The sequence below is a fragment of the Pseudomonas sp. D4-21 genome (genome assembly GCF_051132125.1).
In the GTDB taxonomy this organism is placed as follows: domain Bacteria; phylum Pseudomonadota; class Gammaproteobacteria; order Pseudomonadales; family Pseudomonadaceae; genus Aquipseudomonas.
The window spans coordinates 4,110,371-4,134,023 of the sequence record NZ_CP071664.1; the positions used below are offsets into that span (position 1 = coordinate 4,110,371).

Consider the following 23,653-nt stretch of genomic DNA (forward strand, 5'->3'; position numbering starts at 1 on the left):
CGTCCCCCAGGGTATCAGTTACTCGGCTTCCAGCTGCTTGCCTTGGGTTTCCGGCAGGCTCAGGGCCGCCAGGATCACCACGCCGTAGGACACTGCCGCGAACGCACCGATGCCAACACTCAACGGCACCTTCTGGCTCAAGATACCGATCAGCAGCGGAAACAGTGCCGCCACCGCCCTGCCGATGTTGTAGCAGAAACCCTGGCCAGAACCCCGGATGCGCGTGGGAAACAGCTCGGTGAGGAACGAGCCCATGCCACTGAACATACCCGATGCGAAAAAGCCCAGGGGAAAGCCCAGCCAGAGCATCACGTTATTGCTCACCGGCACCTGGGTGTACAGCAAGACGATGGTGAACGAGCCTACGGCATACAGGACGAAATTCTTCTTTCGTCCCAGGATGTCCGACAGGTACGCACTGATGACGTAACCCACGTAGGAGCCGACGATCACCATGGCCAAGTAGCCACCGGTGCCCAGGACGCTCAGGCCACGTTCGTTCTTGAGAAAAGTCGGCAGCCAGGACGTGATCGCGTAGTAACCACCCAGCGCGCCGGTGGTCAGCAACGAGGCTCGTATCGTGGTGAAGAGAATGCCGGGGGCGAAAATCTCGTAGAACTTCGCTGGGTTTTCCGGCGTCAGGCGGGCCTTGGTCTGGTTATAGACTTCCGGATCCTTGACCAACCGGCGGACGAAAATCACGAACACGGCGGGCACGATGCCGAGAATGAACAGTGCGCGCCAGGCGTCTTCCGGCGGCAGCACCGAAAACAGCAGCGCATACAGGATCGCCGTCATGCCCCAACCCAGCGCCCAGCCCGATTGCACCATGCCCACCGCTTTACCGCGGTCCTTGGCGCGAATGACTTCGCCCATCAACACCGCGCCAGCGGTCCACTCGCCGCCGAAACCGAAGCCCATCAGCGTGCGGGCGATCAACAGTTGTTCGTAGTTCTGGGCAAAGCCGCACAGAAAAGTGAAGAATGCGAACCACAGCACCGTCAGTTGCAGGGTACGGACCCGGCCGATGCGGTCAGAGAGAATGCCCGCCACCCAGCCGCCAATGGCGGAGGCGATCAAGGTGCTGGTGTGAATCAGGCCTGCCTGCCCGGTGGTGATGCCCCACATCGCGATCAGGGTCGGCACCACGAAACTGAGCATTTGCGTGTCCATGCCGTCCAGGGCGTAACCGATCTTGCAGCTCCAGAAGGTGCGCCGTTCCTGCTGGTTGATGTTGCGATACCAATCGAACGGGCCGGACCGGGCCTGGGGTTGGGGGACGCCGAGCGTGTCGGGTGCACTCATGGTGGTTCTCCACGGTTTTATTGTTGTGAGTCTCGACGATGCTGGCGCGGAGACCGTTGCCCCGATTCTTGAGCGCGCAGCCGATCCCGTCCAACGAATAAAACCTTGGCCGGGTCATAAGAAAAATTTGATTGGGTGGGCAAGATTGCCGGAAAACTTGGAGGACACCGTTGTGGCGAGGGGATTTATCCCCGCTGGGTCGCGAAGCGGCCCCCAACAAGGCCAAACAGGATTATCTAATTAACTGCAATGGGGGCTGCTTTGCAGCCCAGCGGGGATAAATCCCCTCGCCACTAGAGCCCGCGCAGGTCACGCTCTTCGATCGGCCGGCTCTGGCGCAAGCGCTTGCCGCCCAGCACCACCCAGTCGATCAGGCGGAACAGGCATTCCAGGCCGAACGACAGCAACATCGCGCCGCTGATGCCCCAGATCATCGCCTCGGGGGTCAGCAGGATCTGGTAGCTGTAGCCGTTCCAGGTTTCCTTGCGGATGTCCGGATCGGCGGCCAGCGCCACTTGCAGCAGGCGGATGTACCACGGGCCTTGCATCGCCTGGAATTGCTTGTCCAGGGCCTGCTGGCGCACGAGCAAGGTGTTCAGGCTGTCGGCATCGCTGCGAAAGATCGGGTCTTCGCTGGCGCGGTAATGGGCCACGAGGGCCTGCATGTCGCCTTTGAAGAACTGATTGGCGGTGCCCTGGAAACCTTGCAGGCCAGTCTGCGCCTCGATCAGGTGAGCCTCGACCCGCTTGGCGTAGTCATTGATGAACCCCGGAACCTGGACCCCCACCAACAGGCCCACCGCGAACAACACCAGCCGTAGATAACTGAGCAACATAACGTGACGTCCTTATTCGGTCCGGCCGTGGCTGACGCATTCGCCGCGCCGCCACAGGCTCCATTGGCCCGGCTCGTAGCGGGTCCAGGTTTCGTTTTCGGTCAAGGGTTCGGTAGCGATCACCGTGACCACGTCGTTGGGGGTGGTTTCCGCCTGGAAATCGACAATCACGTCCACGTCCTTGAGCCGCGCCGGGCCGAACGGCGCGCGACGGGTTATCTGCGCCAGTTTCGTCGAGCAATAGCAGAACAGCCAGTCGCCATCGCTGAGCAAGCAGTTGAACACGCCTTTGCTGCGGTATTCGGTGCAGGCCTCGATCAACGACGGCAGCAACTGTTCCACGTCTACTGGCTCGGGAAACGCCTGGCGCACGCGGTTAAGCAGGTCGCAGAACGCCGCTTCGCTGTCGGTATCACCCACCGGACGGTAGAAGCTTGCGCCCGGCTGGAAATCAGCGAGCTGGCCGTTGTGGGCGAAACACCAGTTACGTCCCCATAACTCCCGCACGAACGGGTGCGTATTGGACAGGCAGACCTTGCCGACGTTGGCCTGGCGGATATGCCCGATCACCACTTCGCTCTTGATCGGATAACGCTGCACCAGGTTCGCCACTTCAGACTCGCTGCTCGCGGCCGGGTCCTGGAACAGGCGCAGGCCACGGCCCTCGTAAAAGGCGATGCCCCAGCCGTCGCGGTGCGGCCCGGTCTTGCCGCCGCGCTGCATCAGCCCAGTGAAGCTGAACACGATGTCGGTCGGCACATTCGCGCTCATGCCCAATAACTCACACATGCTCGAACCCTCGTTTGAATGGGCGGCCCGATTACAGGCGCGGTTCGATACGCGAACGCTGGGGGTTGCTCGGCACGGGTGGGCGACCGTAACGGTCGTCACCGGCCACGCCGAACGGCGGCTCGTCGTCAGGCTCGGCAGCGGCGGCGGCTTTAGCGGCGGCGGCCCGTTCCCTGCGAGCGTTGGCAGCGCGTTCGATGGGGAAGCGGATCAGCACGAAAATCAGATAAAGGCCGAACGCGATCATGCCGTACATAAGCAGGTCGGACGCTGCGCGCCATACGTTGTTGCCGACCTTGAACAATACGTCCAGGGCGACGATGGCCAAGGCCGGCGCGACTTTTTCCTTCACCGGGTCGACGATGGTGGGGCTGAACAGCAACACCGCCATCAGCAGCCGCAGCGGCTCGCGCAACCAGCGCCACATGAAGCGGGTCATGCGCATCCAAACCAGGAGGCAGCCCACGGCGGCAAAGGCGTACAGGCCCCAGGCAATCAGATAGTCGTTCTCGGTCATGGTGTCCATGGCAAGGCAGGCAAAGAGGCGCTTATAGTAACGGCTTTTCGCTCGTCAGGCTGCCCCGGCATCCAGCGGATGCCCGGCATGGAGAGTTTTTCGGTCCGGCGGCAGAACTGACCCCGCCAGGCACTTGTCCCTTTTCGTATCACGCTCGAGAGTTTTTCCATGCCCCGATCTGCCCACGTTACCGATGCCCCGATTGCCCGCAAGGCCCCTGGTATCGACCCGTATGCCTGGCTGCAAGACCGCGACACCGACGCCGTGCTCGATTACCTAAAGGCTGAAAACAGCTACCAGGAGGCCCTGCTTGCCGACCAGGCCGAACTGCGCGAGACGCTGTTTAAGGAAATCAAGGGACGGATCCTCGAAACCGACCTGTCCCTGCCCTCGCCCTGGGGTCCCTACCTGTATTACACCCGCACCACGGCGGGCGACGAATACCCGCGCCACTACCGCTGCCCGCGTCCGGCCGACGACAGCCTGACCGTGGATGAAAGCCATGAACAGCTGCTGCTGGACCCGAACGCCCTGGCCGGGGGCGGATTCTTTGCCCTGGGCGCGTTCAGCATCAGCCCCGATCACCAACGCTTGGCCTACAGCCTGGATACCACGGGTGATGAGATCTACACGCTGTTCGTGAAGGAATTGTCCAACGACAGGGTCAGCGAACTGTCCTTCGAAAACTGTGATGGCAGCATGACCTGGGCCAACGACAGCCTGACGCTGTTCTTTGGCGAACTGGACGACACCCATCGCCCGCATAAGCTGTTTCGTTATCGTTTGGACGGCACCGCCGCCGAAGAGGTCTTCCATGAGCCGGACGGGCGGTTTTTCCTGCATTGCTACCGCTCCAGCTCGGAAAAACAGTTAATCCTGTCCCTGAGCAGCAAGACCACGAGTGAAGTCTGGGTGCTCGACGCGGCGCAGCCGCAACAACCGTTTACCTGCGTGGCGCCACGGGTGGAAAACCATGAGTACGACGTCGACCACGGCTTGCTCGATGATCGTTGGACCTGGTTTATCCGCAGCAACCGTGACGGCATCAACTTCGCGCTGTACGAGGCCGTCGACACGGGCGAGGCGCCGACCGAGGCCGACTGGCAGAACCTGATCCCCCACAGCGACACGGTGATGATCGACGGCCTGAGCCTGAACGCCATGGCCATGACCTTGAGCTTGCGCGAAGGCGGCCTGCCGATCATCGAAGTTCACCCACAGGGATCGCCGACATATCGGGTGCAACTTCCAGACGCGGCCTACAGCCTGCACGTACAGAACAGCCTGGAATTCGTCAGTGAGCGCATCCGCCTGCGCTACGAGGCACTGAATCGCCCGGCCCAGATCCGCCAGTTGGACCTGGCCAGCGGCAACCAGGTCGTGCTCAAGCAAACCCCGGTACTGGGTCCGTTCGATGCCGACGCCTATGTCAGCCAACGGCTTTGGGCCACGGCACCGGACGGCACGCAAGTGCCCATCAGCCTGGTGGTCAAGCGCGAGGCCCTGGGTCGGCCAGTGCCGCTGTATCTGTATGGCTACGGCGCCTATGGCGAAAGCCTCGACCCGTGGTTTTCCCATTCACGGTTGAGCCTGCTGGACCGCGGCGTGGCGTTTGCCATCGCCCATGTGCGCGGTGGCGGTGAACTGGGCGAAGCCTGGTATCGCGCCGGCAAGCAAGAGCACAAGCACAACACCTTCAGCGACTTCATCGCCTGCGCCGAACACCTGATCGCCAATGGCTTCACCACCGCCGGCCAGTTGGCGATCAGCGGCGGCAGCGCCGGTGGGCTATTGATCGGCGCGGTGCTCAACCAGCGCCCGGAGCTGTTCAAGGTCGCGATCGCCGAAGTGCCGTTTGTCGATGTTCTAAACACCATGCTCGATCCCGAGTTGCCATTGACGGTGACCGAATACGACGAATGGGGTAATCCCGAGGAGCCGCAGGTCTATGATCGGATCAGGGCCTACGCCCCGTACGAAAACGTCCGCGCCCAGGAATATCCGGCGATGCTGGTGATCGCTGGCTACAACGACAGCCGCGTGCAGTACTGGGAAGCGGCCAAGTGGGTCGCGAAGCTGCGGGCCACCAAGACCGACGACAACCTGCTGCTGCTCAAGACTGAACTGGGCGCCGGCCATGGCGGCATGAGCGGTCGCTACCAGGGATTGCGTGACGTAGCGCTCGAATATGCGTTTGTGTTGAAGGTTTTGGGAGTGGCCTGAGGAACTCTGTGTGAAGGCCGGGTCTTAGCTCCATGCGCTGGGCCCGGATTTGACACAATCCTCTGTGGGAATTGGCTGATACCCAAGCACTCCAAAACCGCAACGAGCACAAGAAAAAGACCGTGACGACATGTCAGAACCGACCTTACTGAACAACCAAATCCGCGATTGGCTGATGGACTGCGGTCTGTTCGACCAACTGCTGCCCGTCGACTTCGCCGCCGCATCGGGTTACTTCAGCATCAGCACCGTCGCCGAGGGCGAGGCGATTTTTCGCGAGGGCGATGCTGGCAGTTTCATGTGCATCCTTCATACAGGGCAGGTGGCCGTGCAGAAAACCGGCCCCGACGGCCAACCCGTGACCATTGCCACACTGCGCAGCGGCAGGGCGTTCGGCGAAATGGCCGTGCTCGACGGCGAACGGCGCTCGGCCAGCTGCATCGCGGCCACTCACTGCCAATTGCTGAACCTGGGCAAGGACTCATTGGAAAAAATGCTCAACGACGCACCGAAGGTCGCCGCCAAGATCATCCGCGCCCTCGCCGTCTCCCTCTCCAAGCGTCTGCGCATGGCGGATGGACAGCTGCTGTCGCAGCAGGTCTAGCCCCTAGCTGAAACACAGACCTGTGGGAGCGAGCAAGCTCGCTCCCACAGGGGATGGCGTCGTATTCGCAATCTACCCCCCCGGAGACTTGGCCTTCTCCGGCTTCGGCTCCATACCCGGTATCGGCTGGTCCTTGGGCGGCCTGGGCATTTCGATGGGCGGCAACAGGGGCGGGCCGTTTCCTGGCGCCACCTTTGGGACGCCGCTGGGCGTAACCGGCGGATACGGCATGGGCGTGGCGGTGCCGGGAGAGCCGGGAATGCTCGGCGGCGCGACCGGAATCGTCGGTTGCTGGGCCTGGGCGCAACTTATCGAGAGCGTCACCAGCGCAATGGCCGTTAGAATGATGCACTTCATCAATGGCTCCGTGGCTATTGTCTGCTTTCAGGCTAGCCCCTGCCGGGCCGGTCTGCTTCTTCTCCATGAGATTTCCATGAAACGTTTTGTTCTGCTCGACACCACGCCTATCCCCGACAACGGCGGCGCCTTGTGCCTGTTCGAGTATGGCGAGGACTTCGTCATCAAGATCCAGGGCGGCGACGGCGGGCAACTGATGAACACCCGCATGCACGGTTCCGAAGACGCCTTGGCCGAGATCCCCTGCCGCAAGGTCGCCGGTCGCCCCGGCTCGCGCGTGTTAATCGGCGGGCTTGGCATGGGCTTTACCCTCGCCTCGGCCCTCAAGCATTTGGGCAAGAGCGCTGAAGTGGTGGTGGCTGAACTGGTGCCAGGCGTGGTGGAGTGGAATCGTGGCCCCTTGGGCGAAAAAGCCGGGCGACCGCTGTCGGACCCACGCACGGTGATCCGCCTGGAGGACGTTGCCAAGGTGTTGCAAGCCGAACCTCAGGGGTTCGACGCGATCATGCTGGATGTCGACAACGGCCCCGAAGGCCTGACCCAGAAAGCCAACAGCTGGTTGTATTCGGCCGGGGGCCTGGCCGCCTGCGCCAAGGCCCTGCGGCCCAAGGGCGTACTGGCCGTATGGTCGGCCAGCGCCGACCGGCAGTTTTCCGACAAATTGAAGAAGGCCGGTTTCAAGGCCGAAGAGGTGCAGGTGTTCGCCCATGGCAACAAAGGCACCCGCCACACCATCTGGATTGCCGAGAAGCTCAAGGGCTGAGCTAAACTCTATCCAACCGTCATCAGTCTTTTCTACTAAGGTGAACCCATGAGTTCGTCCACCCCGCCGTCCAACACTGCCAAGCTGGACCGTATCCTCGCCGACGCCCAGCGCGACCGGGAGATGGGCTACCGCGACAAAGCCCTGAAAATGTACCCCCACGTCTGCGGCCGCTGCGCCCGTGAATTTTCCGGCAAGCGCCTGAGCGAACTGACCGTTCACCACCGCGACCACAACCACGACAACAACCCGCAGGACGGTTCCAACTGGGAACTGCTGTGCTTGTATTGCCACGACAACGAGCACTCGCGCTACACCGACCAGCAGTATTTCGGCGACGGCTCCCTGAGTACGCCGAAGATCGCCAAGGCGACCCACAACCCCTTCGCCGCGTTGGCGGGGTTGATGAAAAAAGACGACTGATTGGCATCACCGAAGAATCTTTACAGGCTGCAAGGCCGCCATCGCGAGCAGGCTCGCTCCCACAATTTTTTGATCGCCAAAAAATCCAATGTGGGAGCGAGCCTGCTCGCGATGACGATCGAACGAACACCACACATCTCGAACCTGACCACCCTCCCCCATTCCCCGTATAATCGCGCCTTTTCCCAAAGGCACCCCGTCCGTGGCCAACAAACGCTACAGCTGCATCGGTCTGTTCAACCCCAAGTCACCGGAAAACGTCGGTTCGGTCATGCGCGCCGCCGGCTGCTACGGCGTGGCGTCGGTGTTCTACACCGGCAAACGCTATGAACGCGCGGCCGACTTTGTCACCGACACCAAGAAAGTCCACTACGACATCCCGCTGATCGGCATCGACGACTTGAAAAAGATCCTGCCCCTGGGCTGCGTGCCGGTGGCCGTCGAACTGGTGGAAGGCGCCCGCCCGTTGCCCGAATACACCCATCCGGACCGCGCCTTGTATATCTTCGGCCCGGAAGACGGCTCGCTGGACAAAGACATCCGCGACTGGTGCGAAGACGTGATCTACATCCCCACTCATGGCTGCATGAACCTGGCGGCCACGGTCAACGTCGTGCTGTACGACCGGATGGCCAAAGGCAACAACACGCGCTCGGGACCGCAATTCCGCTGACCGGCGGGAAATTCCATGGAACGACGGATTCGCTCTGGCAGTCAGCTCTATACAAATTCCCACACTGGAGACAGATCATGAGCGATAACAATCCGTTCGGGCCGGTTGAAACCACCCCCTTCCAATCCCACAGCCCACAGAACGTTCACGGCTGGGAGCGCATTGGTTCATTGGCCGGCGGGGTGCTGATGATGGGCAAGGGTCTGCGTCGCGGCGGGGTGATCGGCCTGGCGCAACTGGCAATCGGTGGCATGGCCTTGGCGCGCGGCATCACCGGGCATTGTTCGGCCAAGAGCATGCTGGAAAGAAATCGCCAGCATCTGCATGACGCCCGGGCCCGCATCGAACAGGCCGGCGACGAACTGAGCCGCATGAAGGCCAATGCCGAGGCGGCGACTGGCACGGCTACCGTGACCGGGAATGATTCGTTGGTTTCGCCAAAGGCTGGGCTCTGATTTTTTTCAGTGCCGCTGATGGCCTCATCGCGAGCAGGCTCGCTCCCACATTGGATTTGTGGTGTTTACAAGAACCCTGTGGAGCGAGCCTGCTCCGGGCGGCGTTCCGACGATAGCGGTATTACTGAAGTAACCGGGTATCCAGAACAGTTGAACCACCACCCAGAATGCTCTCGCTGAGCTGCACAAATTCCTCGGTGTCGACCGTTTCCAGGCGCATCGCCGCCTGCAGCACATCATCGAGCGAGCGCTTGTTGCGAGTCTTCAGGCGAATCTCCCGGTCCAGCTCCTGTAACAACAGCACCGCCCTGGACACCATCGCGGGGCTCATCTGCTCGCCGCGCAGCGTGGTGACGCCCTTGCTGTCCCGGGCGAGCCGATCGTTCAGGGCCTGATAACGCTCATCGCTCATGCCTCCGGCTCGGCGCAGCAATTCGATGGCGTAGTATTCATTGAACCCTTCGCTGATCCAGTCGCTGCGATCATGATCGTTGATACGCGCCAGCACCTGCATCAACTCGCGCAACAAAGGGCTGCTGCCTCGCTCGCTGACCAACGGTGGGCGGCTATGCAGATAAATCGATTCGCGGCCGGCCTGGGCGCCACGCCACAACGGATCGCCAGCGCCGACAATCAGCAACTTGCCGGGATGACGCGGCACCACCGCCTGGACCTGCGGCCAGACAAACGTCAGCAGTGTCAGTACGTCCATCCTGCGCATGCCCTGGCCCTTGGGCGAAGTCACCGTCACGTCGGTCTCGCCCAGGCGCGTGCGGCGACTGCCGAGCTTGCCGGCAAGCATCCAACCGGTGGGACGATCGAAGAGGCGAGATGGATTATCGATACGAAAGCGATGCTTGCCGATACGCGGCCAGGCCGTCTCGATGCTTTGCCAGCCGCCCGGCAACTCGAACGCCAGGCGCGACACCAGCTCAACGCCGTCCTGCTGGTCCAGCTTCGCCGGCGGCACCAGGGCGTCGCCGCGCAGCAGCGCCCAGCCAGGGGTCATGCGGGTTTCGAAAGAGCCGTTCTTGCGCGACTCGCTGATGCGTACGCGGTAAGTCAGGCTCGCCTTGTCAGCAGCGGGACGCCAGACGCCTCGCGACGCCTTGCCGGATGTGAGCTGCCATTGGCCGTCCGCCTTGAAATCGCTGTAGCGGCCATCATCGCCGAGGTCAAAATCCAGGCTGCGCACCGCCGAGCCCCGCGCGAGGGTCAGGCGCACTTCAGCCTGGTCGCTCTGCGGCAACAAATGCACGTGATAATCCAGATCGACTTTCTGCGCCGCCCACAGCGGCCCGCACACCGCCAGCAGCCCCGCCGCCAGTGTCTGTCTCAATCCTGAAGCCATGGGCGCTCCCGTGATGCGATGCGATGTCTTTTGATTCAACCAGCGCGGAAAATCAGATGATCTTCCCAATCTTCTTCAGCCACGCTGCCTTCGGCCAGCATGCGCCCCGACTGGGAAATGCGCTCGTGATGCACGGCATCCCTGTCGCCACAGACCAAGTGGTGCCACAGCGGCAAATCCTTGCCCTCGCTGACCAGGCGATAACCGCAGGTCGGCGGCAGCCATTTGAACTCATCGGCCTTGCCCGGCGTAAGCTGGATGCAATCGGGCACGAAGTCGCGGCGGTTGGGGTAGTCGGTGCACTGGCAGGTCTTCAGGTCCAGCAGTTTGCAGGCGATGCGCGTGTAATAGACGGCGTTGTCGTCTTCGTCCTCGAGCTTTTGCAGGCAGCACAGGCCACAGCCGTCGCACAACGATTCCCACTCCTGCGGATCGAGTTGATCGAGGGTTTTGCGTATCCAGAACGGTTCGACTTTGGCGGCCATAGCTCGAGCATCAACATCACGTGGTGAAAAGGCCGACAGTCTAGTGCCGAGGCCTCGTGAGGCCAAGCATTGGCGACTGTCGGTAGAAGGGACTTGTCAGGCCACACACCGAGACGTAGGTTGCGTCATCAGATTCCCTAACCTAGCCAAGGTGAACCCATGAGCGCCAACTCCCGCATTGCCGACTACGCGATCCATCCCCAATTCATCGAACGCTGGTCCCCCCGCGCTTTCACTGGCGAACATATTGCGGAAGAAACCTTGCTGAGTTTCTTCGAAGCCGCGCGCTGGGCGCCGTCGGCCTACAACTCACAGCCGTGGCGCTTCCTTTATGCCCGTCGCGACACGCCGAACTGGGAGCGTTACCTGGGCCTGCTCAACGAGTTCAACCGTGGCTGGGCCCAGCACGCCTCGGCGCTGGTGATCATTGCCTCGAAAACCACGTTCGCGGTGCCCGGCGCCACCGAAGAAACCCCGGCGCAATGCCACACCTTCGACACCGGCGCGGCGTGGGGCCATCTGGCGCTGCAAGCGAGCCTAAGCGGCTGGCATACCCATGGCATGGCCGGCTTCGACCAGGAGCTGACCCGCAAGGAATTGAAGATCCCGGACGGCTACGCCCTGCATGCCGCCGTGGCGATCGGCAAGCTGGGGGATAAATCCACCTTGGCCGACTACCTCCAGGCCCGCGAAGTCCCAAGCCCGCGCCGGCCGTTGAGCGAACTGGTGGCCGAGGGGGATTTCACTCTCTGAGCGTCACAAGCAACAGTGGGAGCGAGCTTGCTCGCGATGGCGTCAGGCCAGTCACTTTTGATGGCAACTGACACACCGCTATCGCGAGCAAGCTCGCTCCCACAGTTTGATCGGGGCTTGCTCAATAGCCCCGATTGAAATCCACTTCCCCACGCAGCGCTTCGCCAGCCTGGTAAGCGCGCAGGTTCTCCAGGAACAGCTGCACCATCATGGACGGCGAGGTCGGTGCCGAGCTATGCCCCGTCAACAGCAAGCCCCAAGCCGTCCAGAACGGATGGCGCTGCGGCAACGGCTCCTGGCGACACACATCGATCACCGCCCCGGCCAGGTGCCCGTCCTTCAAGGCTTGCACCAGGTCGGCATCAACCACGGCCACGCCACGGCCGACATTGATAAACAAACCGGTGGGCTTGAATTGCTTGAACAGCGCGGCGTCGTAGATGTCATGGGTATCCGGCGTGTTCGGCAGCAGGTTGATCACATAATCCATCTCGCCCACCAACCGCGGCAAATCCGCCAGCGCACCGACTTCGATAAACGGCGCCAACTCACGGGCTTCACTGGCGATGCCGTACAACTGCACGCCAAACGGCACCAGGAACTGCGCCACGCGCTGGCCGATATCGCCGGTTCCGACGATCAGCACCTTGCGCCCCGCCAGGCTTTGCCCCTGGCGGTTGTCCCACTTGCGCTCCACCTGGCTGACCAGCCGAGCCAGCACCTCGCGCTCATGCCCCAGCATGTAGGTCAATACATATTCAGCCATCACTTGACCAAAGATGCCCACTGCGCGGGTCAGACGGTACTCGCGGGTCAGGCCCTCGGCCAGCAGCGGCGTGATGCCCGCCCACGTCGATTGCAACCAACGGGGTTGATGGCCCTGACGCAACAGCGTCGCCAATAGATCAGGCTGGCCGAGCCAGACCGGGCAGTCGGTGGCAAGCCGCGACAGCTCGGCGGAATCGCCGCTGGTCAGCACTTCGATATCGGGTGCAGCCTGACGCAGGAGCTGGGCATAGACCGCGTGGTCGTGTTCGGCAATCAGAACGCGCATGAATCAAACCTTTCAAAAACAGTGCAGACGACCGCTGACAGAGTATCGCTCCATCCTTGCGGCCAATCGCCAATAATCATTTTTCGTTTTCAACAGGCGCCTGGACAGGCGCCCAGGCATCGTCAGACCGGATCGTTGCGTCGCAGCAACTCTTCAGGCAGATGCTCGATGTACTCATCTTCGGCCGGTGGCATTTGCAGGTGATAACCCTGGGTGTCGAGGTTCTCCAGCACCTTGCCGATGTCCTCCCGGGACAACTGGCGCTCCGGGCTCAATACCAGGTCGAATGCGTGGATGGCCTTGCCGAATGCCGCCATCAACGGTTCCGGCACACGGGCCAACGCGTCGCTCTTGAGCACGTACAGGTACATCTCGTTTTTCTTCGAGCTTCGGTAGATGGAGCAGATTCGTTTCAAGGCTGTTCTCCGGCGGTGGCCAGGCTGTCGAGCAATGCCTGGCCCATCAACTCGCGGCGCCAGCCACGCAGCGAATCGGGCAGTTGGTAAGGGCCCTCGGGAAAGCCACTCTTGATCAGGGCTTCGAGGGTTTTCTTGCGCAGCATCAATTCCGGGGCGATGCCCAGGCGCTCGGCTTCGGCCTGTCCCAGTGCCTTGAGACGCTTGAGCAGCGCCGAGGCCTCGATGGGCAAGGGTTCAGCCACGGTGGGCGGCCACTGTTCGGGCGGCACGCTGCCCGCGCGCTTGATCAGGTCCAGCAGGAACTCACCGTCCTGACGCACGGTACGCGGATGCATGTCTTCGATTTTTGCCAGCGCAGCGAGGTTATCCGGCTGCGTGCGGGCCAGGGGCCACAACGAGTGCTCGCGAATGATCCGGTTGCGCGGCAAATCACGAGCCCTCGCCTCGCGCTCGCGCCAGGCACACAGTTCGCGCAGCACGGCCAACTGCGCGCGGGACAGTTTCCAGGCCAGCTTAGCCTCGCGGTAAACCTCGTAGGGGTCCACTTCGCGACGCAGGTTGGCGACCAGTTCGGCGCCGTCTTCCAGCACCCAGGCGTATTTGTCGTCGCAAAGCTTGGGACGCAGCTCTACAAAGACTTCCGCCAGATGCACCGCGTCCTCCGCGGCGTAGCTGATCTGCGTCTCGGACAAGGGTCGCTGCAGCCAGTCGGAGCGCGTCTCGCCCTTGGGCAACTCGATGCCCAGCACCTCCTGCACCAACCGCGAGTAACCCATGGAAAAACCCAGGTTCAGGTAGGCGGCGGCCAGTTGGGTGTCGAACAGCGGCGCGGGCAGGCTGCCCGTCAGGCGTAGCAGGACTTCCAGGTCTTCGCTGCAGGCATGAAGCACCTTGAGCACAGCCGGATTTTCCAGCAGCGCGGCCAAGGGCTGCCAATTGTCGATGCTCAAGGGGTCGATCAGGTACGCACTTTTACCATCGCCAATCTGCAGCAAGCCGGCGATGGGATAGAAGGTGTCGACCCGCATGAATTCGGTGTCGAGGGCGACGAACGGCAACTGTTGCCATTCGGCGCAAAACCGACCGAGGCTATCGTTGTCGCGAATCCAGTGAATATCGATGGCCACACGGCTCTCCCTTGAAGAATGGCGCGCAGTATATATCGCCGTCGGCGATTGCGAGCATCTACGGAGCAAGAGCTTGAGAGAAATCGCCTACGCAATCGCAAGAATAGTCCTACATCAGAACTTAACTGGCCTTGCGTAATACATAAACCCGTCTCAAGGCGAAACCCGGAAGGAAATCCTGATACCACAGCACACTGAAACCGGCTTCGACAAACTCCCCTTCGACGTCGTTCTTGCCAGCCAGGATTCGCCGCCCAGGCTGGCCGAGCTTGAGACGCCCTTCGATCCGGACCGACACGACCACCGTATCGCGGCTGACCCGATGAAACTCGCGCAACAAGGCCTGGCGATGTTCGCTGGCCTTGATGTGCTGAAACAGTTGCAGGCAGAAAATGCAGTCCACGGCGTTGGCTGACAGCCCAAGGGTAAACGCCGAACTGGGGAAGGTCTTGACCCGCTTGAGCAACGCACCACCGTGGTGGCTGCGTGCGTGATCGAGGGTGTCCGGCGAAGGGTCCGCCGCCAGGATGACCCGGTTGGCATGTTCGGCCAACACCGGCCAGAACCGCCCGGCTCCACACGCGACATCCAACACCAGCCCAGGCTCACCGGCCACTTTCATGGCGTTGCGCACTAATTGCTCGTCACGCCAGAAGGTCAGGCGTAAACGGCGGGGCACCGGCTGGCGACAGATTTGTGCATGCTCTTGGTCATGCTGCCTGGCGAATTCAAGCTCGACGGTGGATGGGGGTTGCCCGGACATACTTACGCTCATGGAAGATTCGACAACAGCTTAAACAACGCCAGGTGAAAAAAAGGTGTAGGAATCATTCCCGGGCAAGCACGCCATCGATCACCGCTCCCCGGCAATTGGCAAACAGATCGAGGTCCGGGTTGTAGACCTTGCTGTTGACTTCCAACAGCCCAATCATCGAATGAAACAAGTTGTCCTGGCTCAGGGGCTTGTCCCGACTCAGTTGCAAGCAATGGGTGTCGACAGCAAAGGACTTCTGATAGCTATCGGAGAACCATGCCAGCATTGCCACATGTTTCTGTTGCTCCGGCGCTAGCATGTAGGGCGTGCCATGGAGGAACAGGTTGTACTCGCCCAAGGATTCGCCATGGTCCGACAGGTACAGCATGGCCGTGTCGACTTTGTCCTGGTTGGCCCGCAACAGATCGATCAGCGTCGACAACACGTGGTCGGTGTACACCAGCGTGTTGTCGTAGCCGTTGACGATGCTTTCGCGGCTGCAGTTGTTCAACGCGTTGCTTTCACACACCGGGGTGAAATGCTCGTATTCCTTGGGGTAGCGCTTGAAGTATTCCGGCCCATGGCTGCCCATCTGATGCAGTACCAGCACGGTGTCCTTGTCGAGGCTGTCGATGAAGTGCTGCAAGCCCTGAAGCAGGATTTCATCACGGCATTCACTGTTGGCGCACAGGGCCGGGTCCTTGAGATTACTCACGTCCTGCACCGTGACCCGATCACAGGTGCCTTTGCAGCCGGACTGATTGTCGCGCCAGATCACGTCCAGCCCGGCGTGCTTGAGCACGTCGAGCAACCCCTCTTCGTTCTTGGCCTTGCTCGCGTCGTAGTTCTTGCGCCCCATGTTGGAAAACATGCAAGGCACTGACACGGCGGTTTCGGTGCCACAGGAATGCACGTCGGTGAAGGCGATCAGGCCGGCCTCTTTGTCCAGTTGCGGCGTGGTATCACGGTTATACCCAAGAATGCCGAAGTTCTCGGCACGGGCGCTCTCGCCCACGACCAGCACAGTGAGGGATTTTCGTGGATGGGTTTGCCAGGCGGGGTTGCGACTCGCATCCTCGCCCAACGTGATGAACGGTTGCTTGGCCGATGCGACCTGCTCGCGCAAATAGCCGATCGACGCACCGATGTAGTTGCTCGGCACGACCATCAAGTGCAACTCGTGATGATTGCGAAACAACGACGCCAAGCCCTGGTAGTTGACCAACGCCACCCCGCCGAGCACGGCAATCGTGACCACGGAGACCACAAACTTACTTAACAACTCCTTGGGCCAGCGACGATATTTTATCGGTGTCTTGAATAACAACCAGGCTGGCAGGACACCCAACGAGAATAAATAGGCAAACAACTTGAACGACAACAGGTCGCGAACTTCCGTGGCATTGGTTTCGGCAAAGTTGCGCAACATCCCGGCATCGATCAACACGCCGTACTCGGCCATGAAATATGCCACGCCAGCGCTGATCATAAACAGCGCCATCAACAACGGCTTTAGCAGCGGCCGGAACGCCAGCAGCGTGAGCACCAGGTTGAACGCGCAGAACACCATCACGCCAAACGCCAGGCACAGCAGCGCACCGTGCCCATCGGATGCGGTTATGGTGAGCAGATGCTGCCAGAGGATCAGATTGAAACCCACTAACAAAAAGGCACTGGCGGCCAGCGTCACCCACTCGGGGCGCACGGCTTTGATAGTCAGCATGATGGGTGGAAACTTCCTGAAAAGTTGCTCTAAGAAAGAAAAGCGCCGCAAGGAAAATGTGAAAATTCATTCCCTACGGCAGCACAAACTTTAGGTAGCCCACCATCAATTTTTCGTGAAAAAGTTGCCGTTAAATAATTATTTAGATCTTCCTGAACGCCCTCAGGCCTGGTTCAGGTACCAACGCCAATCCTGCTCGCCGACCTCACCCATGAACTGGCGATACTCCGCACGTTTGACCGCCAGGTAGACACCGAGGAACGCCTCCCCAAAAGCGTCCCGCGCCCAAGTGGACGCCTCCAGGGCGCGTAAAGTCGTGAGCCAGTCGGTGGGCAATAATTGGGTGGCCTGGGCATAGCCGTTGCCTTCGACAGGCGCACCAGGATCAGACTGTCCACGGATGCCCCGATGGATGCCAGCCAATATTGCCGCCGCAGCCAGGTAGGGGTTGGCATCGGCGCCACAGATACGATGCTCGATGTGCCGCGAGGACGCCGGGCCGCCGGGCACCCGCAAGCTGACGGTGCGATTGTCCACGCCCCACGTCGCCCCCAGCGGCGCGTAGCTGTTGCTTTGAAACCGACGGTAGGAATTGGCGTTCGGACAGAACATCAACAGCGAGTCGAGCAACGTTTCGAGCATACCGCCCACCGCTTGACGCAGTAACGGCGTGCCATCGGCGGCTTCGCTGGCAAACAGATTGTTGCCATCCCGGTCCGCGAGGCTGACGTGCATGTGCAGGCCAGATCCCGCCAGATGCTCGAATGGCTTGGCCATGAAACACGCCGCCATCCCATGTTTATGGGCCACGCCCTTGACCAGTCGTTTGTAGCGCACCGCTTCATCCATGGCTTGCAAGGCATCGGCACGGTGTTCGAGGGTGATTTCCACCTGCCCCGGAGCGTATTCGGAAATGGCTGTCCGGGCCGCAATGCCCTGCAGTTTGCAGGCCGCATAGAGATCGGCGAGAAAGGGCTCGATCTGCTCCAGTTCACGCAAGCCATAGACCTGGGTATGGCGCGGCCTGCTGCCGTCGGCGTCCCGCGCCGGTTGGGGCCGGCCCTCGCTGTCGCGCTGCCCATCCAACAGGTAGAACTCCAGCTCCGCCGCCATCACCGGGTAATAGCCGTCCGCCTGCAATTCATCGATGACCCGGCCGAGCAGATGGCGGGGATCGGCGATGGCCGCCGGCATGCCCTCCTGGGGATGCATGGCCACTTGCACCGCGGCGGTAGGAATCTGCCGCCAGGGCATGCGTTGCAAGCTGCCGCTGATGGGATAGGCCCGGCAATCAATGTCACCCACATCCCAGACCAGGCCGGAATTCTCCACGTCGTCGCCATTGACGGTCAGCCCCAGAATCGTGCTGGGCAGTGGCCGGCCACTTTGATAGACCGCGAGCAATTCGTCCCGATGCAGCCACTTGCCCCGGGGCACGCCGTTGTTGTCGACGATAAACAATTCGAACAGCTCGATATCCGGGTTTTGTGCCAGGAACGCCTGGGCCTGTTGCTCGGATGCAAAAGAAAGATTCATGGACACACTCGTATATTCATGTCGGACGGGCGACCAGGCGCCGTCAGGCTGTACTCGCCAGCGACGAGCACAGTTCAAGGATCAACAGGAAATACGAAGGTCTGGAGGACGCGCATGGCGGCAATGCCAGAGCGCCCAGAACGCCAGTTCACAGGGCAGCGCGCAGGATGAAGGTGCGATGGCAGGTATGCGGCCGCCAGCCGCCCCCTCGGCGGTGAGTGGTGGGTATGCAGGGCCTGCGGGCCAACCGTCCATAGGGATATCACAGGAAATGTTCGGTTCAAGCGTCACACGACGCCATTGACCGTTAAACCATCATTTAGCGGAGTCTGGATCGACTCGCGCTAAACAATCGCACCGCTCGAACAGACATTAAAAACCGATGGCAGCCTTGGCGTACGGGCCACGGTCGATATCCAGCAGTTCCACGCACAACTGCACGCTAACGCCGGCGGGCCAAGGGCCCAGGTCCTGAATTACCACCAGCAGGCTGTCCGCCAGCTGTTTTTTGATTTCCGGTGAACGGCCGCTCAGCAAGGCCAGTTTCACATGCACGAAAGCCCGCTCCCCCATGCCGGTTCCTACGCGGAACGTCTCGAGCTTCACGGCCCGGCTCTTGATGTCGAACTCGGCAGCGAACTGCCCCGAGGCTACCAGCGCATTGTTCAAGCGCAACAGCGCGACATCAGCGTTCAGCTCGGTCAGGTTGGCGGTGTACTCCATGTGCAGGTGAGGCATGCGTTCGACTCCGATTCGAAAAAAAGTGATTGCTGGAATGGGTTGGCGCAACCATACCTCGACTTTGTGCTTTCAGGCAGGTTTTGTTTCGTCCATCGCTCCCATGCGCTCACTCATGAAGGCCTCCAGCCGGGAATTCAACCAGCGCTCCGCCGGACCGTTGTCGACATGGCTCAGCCAGACCATGGACAGGTCCAGCGTCGGCGTCTTGAAGGGAAATGGCTCGCTGAACAAGTGACCGGAAGCGGCCATGGCCGTGGCGGTGTAGTCCGGCAGGCTGGCGGTTACGCTCCAGCATCAACGTTTCAAAGACGACCATGAGGTTGATGTCGGCCTTGCGCAATTCGTTGCGGTTCATCCTTTCGCTCCTGGTTATCAGTTTGAGCAGCGCTGAAATTCACTGAAATATCCCATCATCATTGGAAACGTTTTCCCCATAGCGAAAACGTGCAGCTTGGCTAGGCTTGCGACGACATGTCCAGAACATGTCTTGAATGAATAAATCGCAGGGAGCGAACCGATGTATTTTGAAATCTACCGACAGACCCGAGGAACCCCAAGCACCGGACGAGGCCAGTGGCGCTGGCGCCTGAGGGCCGGCAATCACGAAACCATCGCCAGCGGCGAGTCCTATGTGAACAAGGCCGACTGCCTGCACGTTATCGGATTGATCAAAAGTGCCCACGGCGAGACGCCCGTGAAGGAAATCTGAAGCCGTCCATGGGCGGCGGATGCGCAAGCTGCTCTGCACCAGAGCAGCTTTACCCGAACTTGAATTGAGTTTTTTGCTGCGACGCGAGCTGGCAGGCGGGTATCGTGTGCAGACAACAGCGAGAGGTCGGAGCTCATGAGTCAATTCAGTCACCGTCGCGACTGGCTGATGCGTGCGCCTGAATCGAGGAAACTGGAACGCATCGAGGCCTATTTCAGCGGTCATGGGTATAACACCCATCGGCATGACACCTATGCCATCGGCTTCACGCTTTCCGGCGTCCAGAGCTTCAATTACCGGCACAGCAAGCGCCATAGCCAGCCCGGCGGAACCATCGTCCTGCACCCGGACGAGGTGCATGATGGGGAGGCCGGAACGATCGATGGCTTTCGTTACCGGATGTCCTACATTGAGCCCGCGTTGATCCAACAAGTGTTGGGCGGCAGGTCACTGCCCTTCATCGAAGGCGGACTTTCGAACGATCCACGACTCAACATAGCGACCCGCCGGTTATTGGCCAGCCTCGAGCATCGTCTCGATCCACTGGAGGAAGAGGATGCCATCTACGACCTGGCCCAGGCGCTCGCCGTCGCGTCAGGGAGCCGACGAGGCCGCAGGCTGCTTGATTACCCTGCTGCGGAACGCGCGCGGCTGTTCATTCATGATGCCCTTGACCAACCCATTACCCTCGATGACCTCGTGCAGGCCAGTGGCCGGGACCGATGGAGCCTGTCGCGGGACTTTCGCGCCTTGTACGGCACCAGCCCCTATCGCTACATCACCCAACGTCGATTGAGCGAAGCTCGTCGCCTGGTATTGCACGGCATGCCCTTGAGTGAAGCGGCGCTGGCCTGTGGCTTTTTCGACCAGAGCCACATGACGCGGCTCCATACCCAGGCCTTTGGTCTTTCACCGGCACGCTGGCTGAAAATGCTGCGCTGAAGCCCTGCGCCCCTCCAGCAGAAAGCTGCACGATCATCCAATACCCGCGACGATCCAGACCCTAACGTAGCACTCACTTTCAATTGAGGAGCGTACCGCGATGAATCATTACTCCCCCATTAACTTCGCGCAGAAATACGCGCTGTTCCATGAGCAGTGGGCGCCCAAGGTTGTCGCCGAGATGAACGACTACCAGTTCAAGATTGCTCGTCTCGAAGGCGATTTTATCTGGCACACCCATGCCGATACCGACGAAACCTTTATCGTGCTGGAAGGTGAATTGCGCATCGACTTTCGCGACGGCGCCGTCATGATTGGCCCGGGCGAGATGTATGTGGTCAAGAAAGGCGTCGAGCACAAACCCAGTGCCGAGCGGGAAGTGAAGTTGTTGTTGATCGAACCGCGGGGCGTCATCAACACGGGGGAGCAAATCAATACGCGAACCGCAGTCAATGACGTCTGGATCTGACCGGGCAGCTCAGTCGTATTGCGCTTCCTGGTGATCGCCAAGCAGCCGTCGCTGGCGAGGCGTCGCGGCGGCCAGTACATGCGGGGTTGAACCGCCACTGAAGATAAGGCGAGAACTTCTGCGCAACCATCCGCCGACCGTAATGCACTTGGAGCATGTACCGCGTGCGGTCGGCGGTCCGGTTGTCGCTGCCGGCGTGCCACAACTCACTGCGCAGTACCAGAACATCGCCCGCCCGGCACAACACTGGCTGCGCCGAACGTCCCTGCCACTGCGTTTCGCCCGCCGCAGGCGCCCGGCCCGCCTTGTGACTGCCGGGTATTACCCGTGTCGGGCTCAGGTCAGCATCGATGTCATCAAGGTAAAACTGTGCGGTGAACACCTGCATCGGCAGTTCGAAGCCGGAGTCGGCCAACAGGGCGGGCGGCAGCTCCATGGGCAGGTAATCCAGATGCAACGGCGCGCCGATAAAACCGGGATGGCAGCGCCAGGCTGTCTGCCCGATGATATGGCAATCATCTCCCAGGGCGGCCTCGGCAAGCTCGATAACTGCGCTCACGTCCAGGTACGGCAACCAGAACGGATCCCGGTTGAAAACGCATTTGTAATGATCGATGACGCCGCTGTAATCCCAGTGCTGAGGCTTCAGCAAGTCGATAGCGCGACGCAGGTCGGCGACCTGCCCGGCGTCCAACACACCGGGCATCAGGACGAAGCCGTCCTGATGCAAGGCACGTAGAAGGTCGTCAGTCGCCACGACACCACCTGGCTCAGGTGCGGAAGCGGCCGGTCAGCTCTGCGAGATTCCTCGACAGATTCGACAACTGCTGGCTGGCATGCATGCTTTGGGCAGAATTGGCGGCCGCTTCGTTGGAAAGATCGCGGATATCGGAAATATTGCGGGCTATTTCCTCGGTGACGCTGCTTTGTTCCTCACAGGCATTGGCGATCTGCGCGGCCATGTCGTTGATCCGCTGGATCGAACCGCCGGTACCGCTGAGCACCTGATCGACACCTGCCGCACGCTCCACGCTGTCCCGGGCCTTGCTACTGCCCACATGCATGGCTTGTACCGCCTTGGCGACGCCGCTCTGCAAGCGCTCGATGCGAACCTGGATGTCCTTGGTGGAGTCCTGGGTGCGGGCCGCGAGCGCCCTCACCTCGTCGGCCACCACAGCAAAACCACGGCCCTGCTCACCGGCCCGAGCGGCTTCGATGGCAGCATTCAGCGCCAACAGGTTGGTCTGCTCAGCGATGCCACGGATCACCTCGAGCACGGCACCGATACTGGAGGTCTCCTGGGCCAGTGCCTCGATCGTACCCGAGGCGCTCTCCACTTCCTGGGCCAACTGGCGGATCGACTCGATGGTGCTGCTGACCACCTCGGCGCCATCGCGAGATTGACTGCTCGCCTGTTGCGCTGCATCCGAAGCACTTACCGCGTTGTGCGCCACTTCATGCACCGCCGCGCTCATTTGGGTGGCGGCGGTACTGACCTGATCGAGCGCGGCATGCTCGCTGCTGATCAACCGATCGTTCGTCGCGGCCATATCGGCCATGGCCCGCGCGGCGGAATCGACCTCGCCGGTCACCCGCCCTACTTCGGCAATCAGCGGTTGCAGCTTGTCGAGGAAACGGTTGAAGGCGCTGCCGAGTTGTCCCAGCTCATCGGCCGAACGTACCTCCAGGCGTCCCTTGAGATCGCCGCCGCCCTCGGCAATTTGCTCGACACGATGCAGCAGCCGGCGCATCGGGCTCAACACCACCAGCGGCAGGGCAACCAGCACCAAGATGCAACCGAGCAAACCGACCAACAGAATCACACCCTGTTGCACCCCGACTGTCTCGCCGTTTTCAATCGCTGCGTCGCCTTCACGATGCGACGCAGCATCTTCCAGCTCACCCAGCTTGTCGATGGAATCGCGCATGGTTTCGAACAAGCGCTCACTGTCACCAAAGCTCAGCGCGCTAGCGCCTTGCGGATCGCCTACCGACAGCTCGAGGACCCGTCGCGAAACCTGCATCCATTTGCCGAAACTGTCATTGAACTGACTGACCAACGCCTGCGACTCGGCACCGGGCTGCATCGCAGCATATTGCTGCACACGGTCATAAGCCTGCTTCGCATTTTCACTGTGACTGGCACCCAGCGCTTGCAGGTGCTCGCTTGCATGACCGTCCAGCAAACTGCGCTCGGCCACGAAAGCCTGATAAAGATCACGATCGGCATTGAGCAACAGGCTGATGGCCGGCAGATAACGCTTGGTCAACTGCGTGCTGGACTCCGTCACCTGGCCGATACCGCGCACACCCGCCCCCCCCATCAGCACAAGCAATGCAGCCAGGAACGCAATCGGCAGAGTGATTTTCCAACGAAAGCCCAAATCGGCAAAAAACCGCGGCATGGGGTGAAACTCCTTTCATGGGGGATTAACTGGCCTATCGGCAGCCATGTCTTGAGCTATAGACCATTAGTCCAATTGTTACAAAGCTCTGGGTGTTGGGAAGGCTATGGTTATGCAGGTTGCGGAGGGGTTGGGCGGGATAAAAAAGATGGGATGGACGCAGGAGCTGCGGGGAATTTTCTGACATTTCAAATCAGCGGCGGCCTGGCCGGTGAAAACGCACAGAGCCAGGACCATGAT

General features: G+C 60.9%; 25 protein-coding genes and 3 pseudogenes. 10 read left to right on the forward strand and 18 right to left on the reverse strand.

Annotated elements, in window-relative coordinates; translation table 11 throughout:
- Nucleotides 1-18: 18 nt before the first annotated feature.
- The 4 genes from J3Q04_RS18250 to J3Q04_RS18265 all read right to left on the reverse strand — a co-directional run bounded on the left by J3Q04_RS18250 (nucleotide 19) and on the right by J3Q04_RS18265 (nucleotide 3,456).
- On the reverse strand, nucleotides 19-1,305 hold the full coding sequence (locus J3Q04_RS18250; RefSeq protein ID WP_420766678.1) for an MFS transporter: 1,287 nt from the start codon (nucleotides 1,303-1,305) through the stop codon (nucleotides 19-21).
- A gap of 293 nt (nucleotides 1,306-1,598) precedes the next feature.
- Nucleotides 1,599-2,141, reverse strand: a complete 543-nt coding sequence (locus J3Q04_RS18255; protein ID WP_003184238.1) for a DUF2937 family protein — start codon at nucleotides 2,139-2,141, stop codon at nucleotides 1,599-1,601.
- A gap of 12 nt (nucleotides 2,142-2,153) precedes the next feature.
- Nucleotides 2,154-2,930, reverse strand: a complete 777-nt coding sequence (locus J3Q04_RS18260; RefSeq protein WP_420766680.1) for a class II glutamine amidotransferase — start codon at nucleotides 2,928-2,930, stop codon at nucleotides 2,154-2,156.
- Nucleotides 2,931-2,961: 31 nt separating this feature from the next.
- The gene (locus tag J3Q04_RS18265; protein ID WP_434610143.1) at nucleotides 2,962-3,456 is read right to left on the reverse strand and encodes an MFS transporter; all 495 of its coding nucleotides are present in this window, start codon (nucleotides 3,454-3,456) and stop codon (nucleotides 2,962-2,964) included.
- Nucleotides 3,457-3,615: 159 nt separating this feature from the next.
- Between J3Q04_RS18265 and J3Q04_RS18270 the strand changes: the two genes are divergently transcribed.
- Complete coding sequence (locus J3Q04_RS18270) at nucleotides 3,616-5,670, forward strand: S9 family peptidase (protein ID WP_434562864.1); 2,055 nt, start codon at nucleotides 3,616-3,618, stop codon at nucleotides 5,668-5,670.
- Nucleotides 5,671-5,800: 130 nt separating this feature from the next.
- The gene (locus J3Q04_RS18275) at nucleotides 5,801-6,274 is read left to right on the forward strand and encodes a cyclic nucleotide-binding domain-containing protein (protein WP_420766683.1); all 474 of its coding nucleotides are present in this window, start codon (nucleotides 5,801-5,803) and stop codon (nucleotides 6,272-6,274) included.
- A gap of 72 nt (nucleotides 6,275-6,346) precedes the next feature.
- On the opposite strand, the gene J3Q04_RS18280 is transcribed toward J3Q04_RS18275, so the two are convergent.
- On the reverse strand, nucleotides 6,347-6,631 hold the full coding sequence (locus J3Q04_RS18280) for a hypothetical protein (protein WP_434562862.1): 285 nt from the start codon (nucleotides 6,629-6,631) through the stop codon (nucleotides 6,347-6,349).
- A 76-nt stretch (nucleotides 6,632-6,707) separates the two neighbouring features.
- On the opposite strand from J3Q04_RS18280, the gene J3Q04_RS18285 reads away from it, so the two are divergent.
- The 4 genes from J3Q04_RS18285 (at nucleotide 6,708) to J3Q04_RS18300 (ending at nucleotide 8,945) form a co-directional block, all read left to right on the forward strand.
- Nucleotides 6,708-7,394 (forward strand): spermidine synthase, encoded by a 687-nt coding sequence (locus tag J3Q04_RS18285; protein WP_039593339.1) that lies wholly within the window; start codon nucleotides 6,708-6,710, stop codon nucleotides 7,392-7,394.
- Nucleotides 7,395-7,442: 48 nt separating this feature from the next.
- A complete protein-coding gene (locus tag J3Q04_RS18290) occupies nucleotides 7,443-7,817 on the forward strand; it encodes a YajD family HNH nuclease (RefSeq protein WP_054596159.1) in 375 nt (124 codons plus the stop codon).
- A 202-nt stretch (nucleotides 7,818-8,019) separates the two neighbouring features.
- The gene (locus tag J3Q04_RS18295) at nucleotides 8,020-8,490 is read left to right on the forward strand and encodes an RNA methyltransferase (RefSeq protein ID WP_420766685.1); all 471 of its coding nucleotides are present in this window, start codon (nucleotides 8,020-8,022) and stop codon (nucleotides 8,488-8,490) included.
- 77 nt (nucleotides 8,491-8,567) lie between these two features.
- Nucleotides 8,568-8,945 (forward strand): YgaP family membrane protein, encoded by a 378-nt coding sequence (locus J3Q04_RS18300; protein ID WP_434610137.1) that lies wholly within the window; start codon nucleotides 8,568-8,570, stop codon nucleotides 8,943-8,945.
- A 121-nt stretch (nucleotides 8,946-9,066) separates the two neighbouring features.
- On the opposite strand, the gene J3Q04_RS18305 is transcribed toward J3Q04_RS18300, so the two are convergent.
- Both J3Q04_RS18305 and J3Q04_RS18310 read right to left on the reverse strand, forming a co-directional pair.
- Nucleotides 9,067-10,296, reverse strand: a complete 1,230-nt coding sequence (locus J3Q04_RS18305) for a hypothetical protein (RefSeq protein ID WP_434610134.1) — start codon at nucleotides 10,294-10,296, stop codon at nucleotides 9,067-9,069.
- 35 nt (nucleotides 10,297-10,331) lie between these two features.
- A complete protein-coding gene (locus J3Q04_RS18310; protein ID WP_420766688.1) occupies nucleotides 10,332-10,781 on the reverse strand; it encodes a YcgN family cysteine cluster protein in 450 nt (149 codons plus the stop codon).
- Nucleotides 10,782-10,940: 159 nt separating this feature from the next.
- Between J3Q04_RS18310 and J3Q04_RS18315 the strand changes: the two genes are divergently transcribed.
- Nucleotides 10,941-11,534, forward strand: a complete 594-nt coding sequence (locus J3Q04_RS18315; RefSeq protein WP_434610131.1) for a nitroreductase family protein — start codon at nucleotides 10,941-10,943, stop codon at nucleotides 11,532-11,534.
- 121 nt (nucleotides 11,535-11,655) lie between these two features.
- Here J3Q04_RS18315 and J3Q04_RS18320 read toward each other — a convergent pair whose 3' ends face one another.
- From J3Q04_RS18320 to J3Q04_RS18355, 8 genes and pseudogenes are all read right to left on the reverse strand, one after another.
- Nucleotides 11,656-12,588: a D-2-hydroxyacid dehydrogenase gene (locus J3Q04_RS18320; protein WP_434610128.1), complete on the reverse strand. Its 933-nt coding sequence runs from the start codon at nucleotides 12,586-12,588 to the stop codon at nucleotides 11,656-11,658.
- Nucleotides 12,589-12,710: 122 nt separating this feature from the next.
- The gene (locus tag J3Q04_RS18325; RefSeq protein ID WP_420766691.1) at nucleotides 12,711-13,004 is read right to left on the reverse strand and encodes a YcgL domain-containing protein; all 294 of its coding nucleotides are present in this window, start codon (nucleotides 13,002-13,004) and stop codon (nucleotides 12,711-12,713) included.
- A complete protein-coding gene (gene rnd, locus J3Q04_RS18330; RefSeq protein ID WP_434610125.1) occupies nucleotides 13,001-14,134 on the reverse strand; it encodes a ribonuclease D in 1,134 nt (377 codons plus the stop codon). Before rnd ends, J3Q04_RS18325 begins: the two co-directional genes overlap by 4 nt.
- Nucleotides 14,135-14,255: 121 nt before the next feature.
- Entirely contained in the window at nucleotides 14,256-14,897 is a 642-nt protein-coding gene (locus tag J3Q04_RS18335) for a class I SAM-dependent methyltransferase (RefSeq protein ID WP_434610123.1), read from the reverse strand.
- Between the two features lie 64 nt (nucleotides 14,898-14,961).
- Entirely contained in the window at nucleotides 14,962-16,611 is a 1,650-nt protein-coding gene (locus J3Q04_RS18340) for a phosphoethanolamine transferase (protein ID WP_434610120.1), read from the reverse strand.
- 162 nt (nucleotides 16,612-16,773) lie between these two features.
- Nucleotides 16,774-18,147 carry a glutamine synthetase family protein gene (locus tag J3Q04_RS18345; RefSeq protein ID WP_434562852.1) on the reverse strand — a complete coding sequence of 458 codons (1,374 nt, stop codon included), beginning with the start codon at nucleotides 18,145-18,147 and terminating at the stop codon, nucleotides 16,774-16,776.
- Between the two features lie 372 nt (nucleotides 18,148-18,519).
- Nucleotides 18,520-18,885, reverse strand: coding sequence for a 5-carboxymethyl-2-hydroxymuconate Delta-isomerase (locus J3Q04_RS18350; RefSeq protein ID WP_420766696.1), 366 nt, complete (start codon nucleotides 18,883-18,885; stop codon nucleotides 18,520-18,522).
- 72 nt (nucleotides 18,886-18,957) lie between these two features.
- Nucleotides 18,958-19,167: pseudogene (locus tag J3Q04_RS18355) on the reverse strand (hypothetical protein); the annotation flags it as partial.
- Nucleotides 19,168-19,405: 238 nt separating this feature from the next.
- Between J3Q04_RS18355 and J3Q04_RS18360 the strand changes: the two are divergent.
- The 3 genes from J3Q04_RS18360 to J3Q04_RS18370 all read left to right on the forward strand — a co-directional run bounded on the left by J3Q04_RS18360 (nucleotide 19,406) and on the right by J3Q04_RS18370 (nucleotide 21,008).
- A complete protein-coding gene (locus J3Q04_RS18360) occupies nucleotides 19,406-19,597 on the forward strand; it encodes a YegP family protein (protein ID WP_249873713.1) in 192 nt (63 codons plus the stop codon).
- 135 nt (nucleotides 19,598-19,732) lie between these two features.
- Nucleotides 19,733-20,539, forward strand: coding sequence for an AraC family transcriptional regulator (locus tag J3Q04_RS18365; RefSeq protein WP_420766698.1), 807 nt, complete (start codon nucleotides 19,733-19,735; stop codon nucleotides 20,537-20,539).
- 100 nt (nucleotides 20,540-20,639) lie between these two features.
- Nucleotides 20,640-21,008 (forward strand): cupin domain-containing protein, encoded by a 369-nt coding sequence (locus J3Q04_RS18370; protein WP_434562846.1) that lies wholly within the window; start codon nucleotides 20,640-20,642, stop codon nucleotides 21,006-21,008.
- Between the two features lie 9 nt (nucleotides 21,009-21,017).
- Here the strand turns inward: J3Q04_RS18370 and J3Q04_RS18375 are convergent.
- The 3 genes and pseudogenes from J3Q04_RS18375 to J3Q04_RS18385 form a co-directional block, all read right to left on the reverse strand.
- A pseudogene (locus tag J3Q04_RS18375) lies at nucleotides 21,018-21,714 on the reverse strand (phytanoyl-CoA dioxygenase family protein).
- Nucleotides 21,715-21,778: 64 nt separating this feature from the next.
- Nucleotides 21,779-22,567: a methyl-accepting chemotaxis protein gene (locus tag J3Q04_RS18380; RefSeq protein WP_411829982.1), complete on the reverse strand. Its 789-nt coding sequence runs from the start codon at nucleotides 22,565-22,567 to the stop codon at nucleotides 21,779-21,781.
- Between the two features lie 117 nt (nucleotides 22,568-22,684).
- Nucleotides 22,685-23,413: pseudogene (locus tag J3Q04_RS18385) on the reverse strand (MCP four helix bundle domain-containing protein); the annotation flags it as partial.
- Between the last annotated feature and the right edge of the window lie 240 nt (nucleotides 23,414-23,653).

Excerpts from the sequence above, each read along its gene's own strand:
- J3Q04_RS18250 (WP_420766678.1), bottom strand. The coding sequence starts at position 1,305 with ATGAGTGCACCCGACACGCTCGGCGTCCCCCAACCCCAGGCCCGGTCC.
- J3Q04_RS18255 (WP_003184238.1), bottom strand. The coding sequence starts at position 2,141 with ATGTTGCTCAGTTATCTACGGCTGGTGTTGTTCGCGGTGGGCCTGTTG.
- J3Q04_RS18260 (WP_420766680.1), bottom strand. The coding sequence starts at position 2,930 with ATGTGTGAGTTATTGGGCATGAGCGCGAATGTGCCGACCGACATCGTG.
- J3Q04_RS18265 (WP_434610143.1), bottom strand. The coding sequence starts at position 3,456 with ATGGACACCATGACCGAGAACGACTATCTGATTGCCTGGGGCCTGTAC.
- J3Q04_RS18270 (WP_434562864.1), top strand. The coding sequence starts at position 3,616 with ATGCCCCGATCTGCCCACGTTACCGATGCCCCGATTGCCCGCAAGGCC.
- J3Q04_RS18275 (WP_420766683.1), top strand. The coding sequence starts at position 5,801 with ATGTCAGAACCGACCTTACTGAACAACCAAATCCGCGATTGGCTGATG.
- J3Q04_RS18280 (WP_434562862.1), bottom strand. The coding sequence starts at position 6,631 with ATGAAGTGCATCATTCTAACGGCCATTGCGCTGGTGACGCTCTCGATA.
- J3Q04_RS18285 (WP_039593339.1), top strand. The coding sequence starts at position 6,708 with ATGAAACGTTTTGTTCTGCTCGACACCACGCCTATCCCCGACAACGGC.
- J3Q04_RS18290 (WP_054596159.1), top strand. The coding sequence starts at position 7,443 with ATGAGTTCGTCCACCCCGCCGTCCAACACTGCCAAGCTGGACCGTATC.
- J3Q04_RS18300 (WP_434610137.1), top strand. The coding sequence starts at position 8,568 with ATGAGCGATAACAATCCGTTCGGGCCGGTTGAAACCACCCCCTTCCAA.
- J3Q04_RS18305 (WP_434610134.1), bottom strand. The coding sequence starts at position 10,296 with ATGGCTTCAGGATTGAGACAGACACTGGCGGCGGGGCTGCTGGCGGTG.
- J3Q04_RS18310 (WP_420766688.1), bottom strand. The coding sequence starts at position 10,781 with ATGGCCGCCAAAGTCGAACCGTTCTGGATACGCAAAACCCTCGATCAA.
- J3Q04_RS18315 (WP_434610131.1), top strand. The coding sequence starts at position 10,941 with ATGAGCGCCAACTCCCGCATTGCCGACTACGCGATCCATCCCCAATTC.
- J3Q04_RS18320 (WP_434610128.1), bottom strand. The coding sequence starts at position 12,588 with ATGCGCGTTCTGATTGCCGAACACGACCACGCGGTCTATGCCCAGCTC.
- J3Q04_RS18335 (WP_434610123.1), bottom strand. The coding sequence starts at position 14,897 with ATGTCCGGGCAACCCCCATCCACCGTCGAGCTTGAATTCGCCAGGCAG.
- J3Q04_RS18340 (WP_434610120.1), bottom strand. The coding sequence starts at position 16,611 with ATGCTGACTATCAAAGCCGTGCGCCCCGAGTGGGTGACGCTGGCCGCC.
- J3Q04_RS18345 (WP_434562852.1), bottom strand. The coding sequence starts at position 18,147 with ATGAATCTTTCTTTTGCATCCGAGCAACAGGCCCAGGCGTTCCTGGCA.
- J3Q04_RS18350 (WP_420766696.1), bottom strand. The coding sequence starts at position 18,885 with ATGCCTCACCTGCACATGGAGTACACCGCCAACCTGACCGAGCTGAAC.
- J3Q04_RS18360 (WP_249873713.1), top strand. The coding sequence starts at position 19,406 with ATGTATTTTGAAATCTACCGACAGACCCGAGGAACCCCAAGCACCGGA.
- J3Q04_RS18365 (WP_420766698.1), top strand. The coding sequence starts at position 19,733 with ATGAGTCAATTCAGTCACCGTCGCGACTGGCTGATGCGTGCGCCTGAA.
- J3Q04_RS18370 (WP_434562846.1), top strand. The coding sequence starts at position 20,640 with ATGAATCATTACTCCCCCATTAACTTCGCGCAGAAATACGCGCTGTTC.
- J3Q04_RS18380 (WP_411829982.1), bottom strand. The coding sequence starts at position 22,567 with ATGGCCGATATGGCCGCGACGAACGATCGGTTGATCAGCAGCGAGCAT.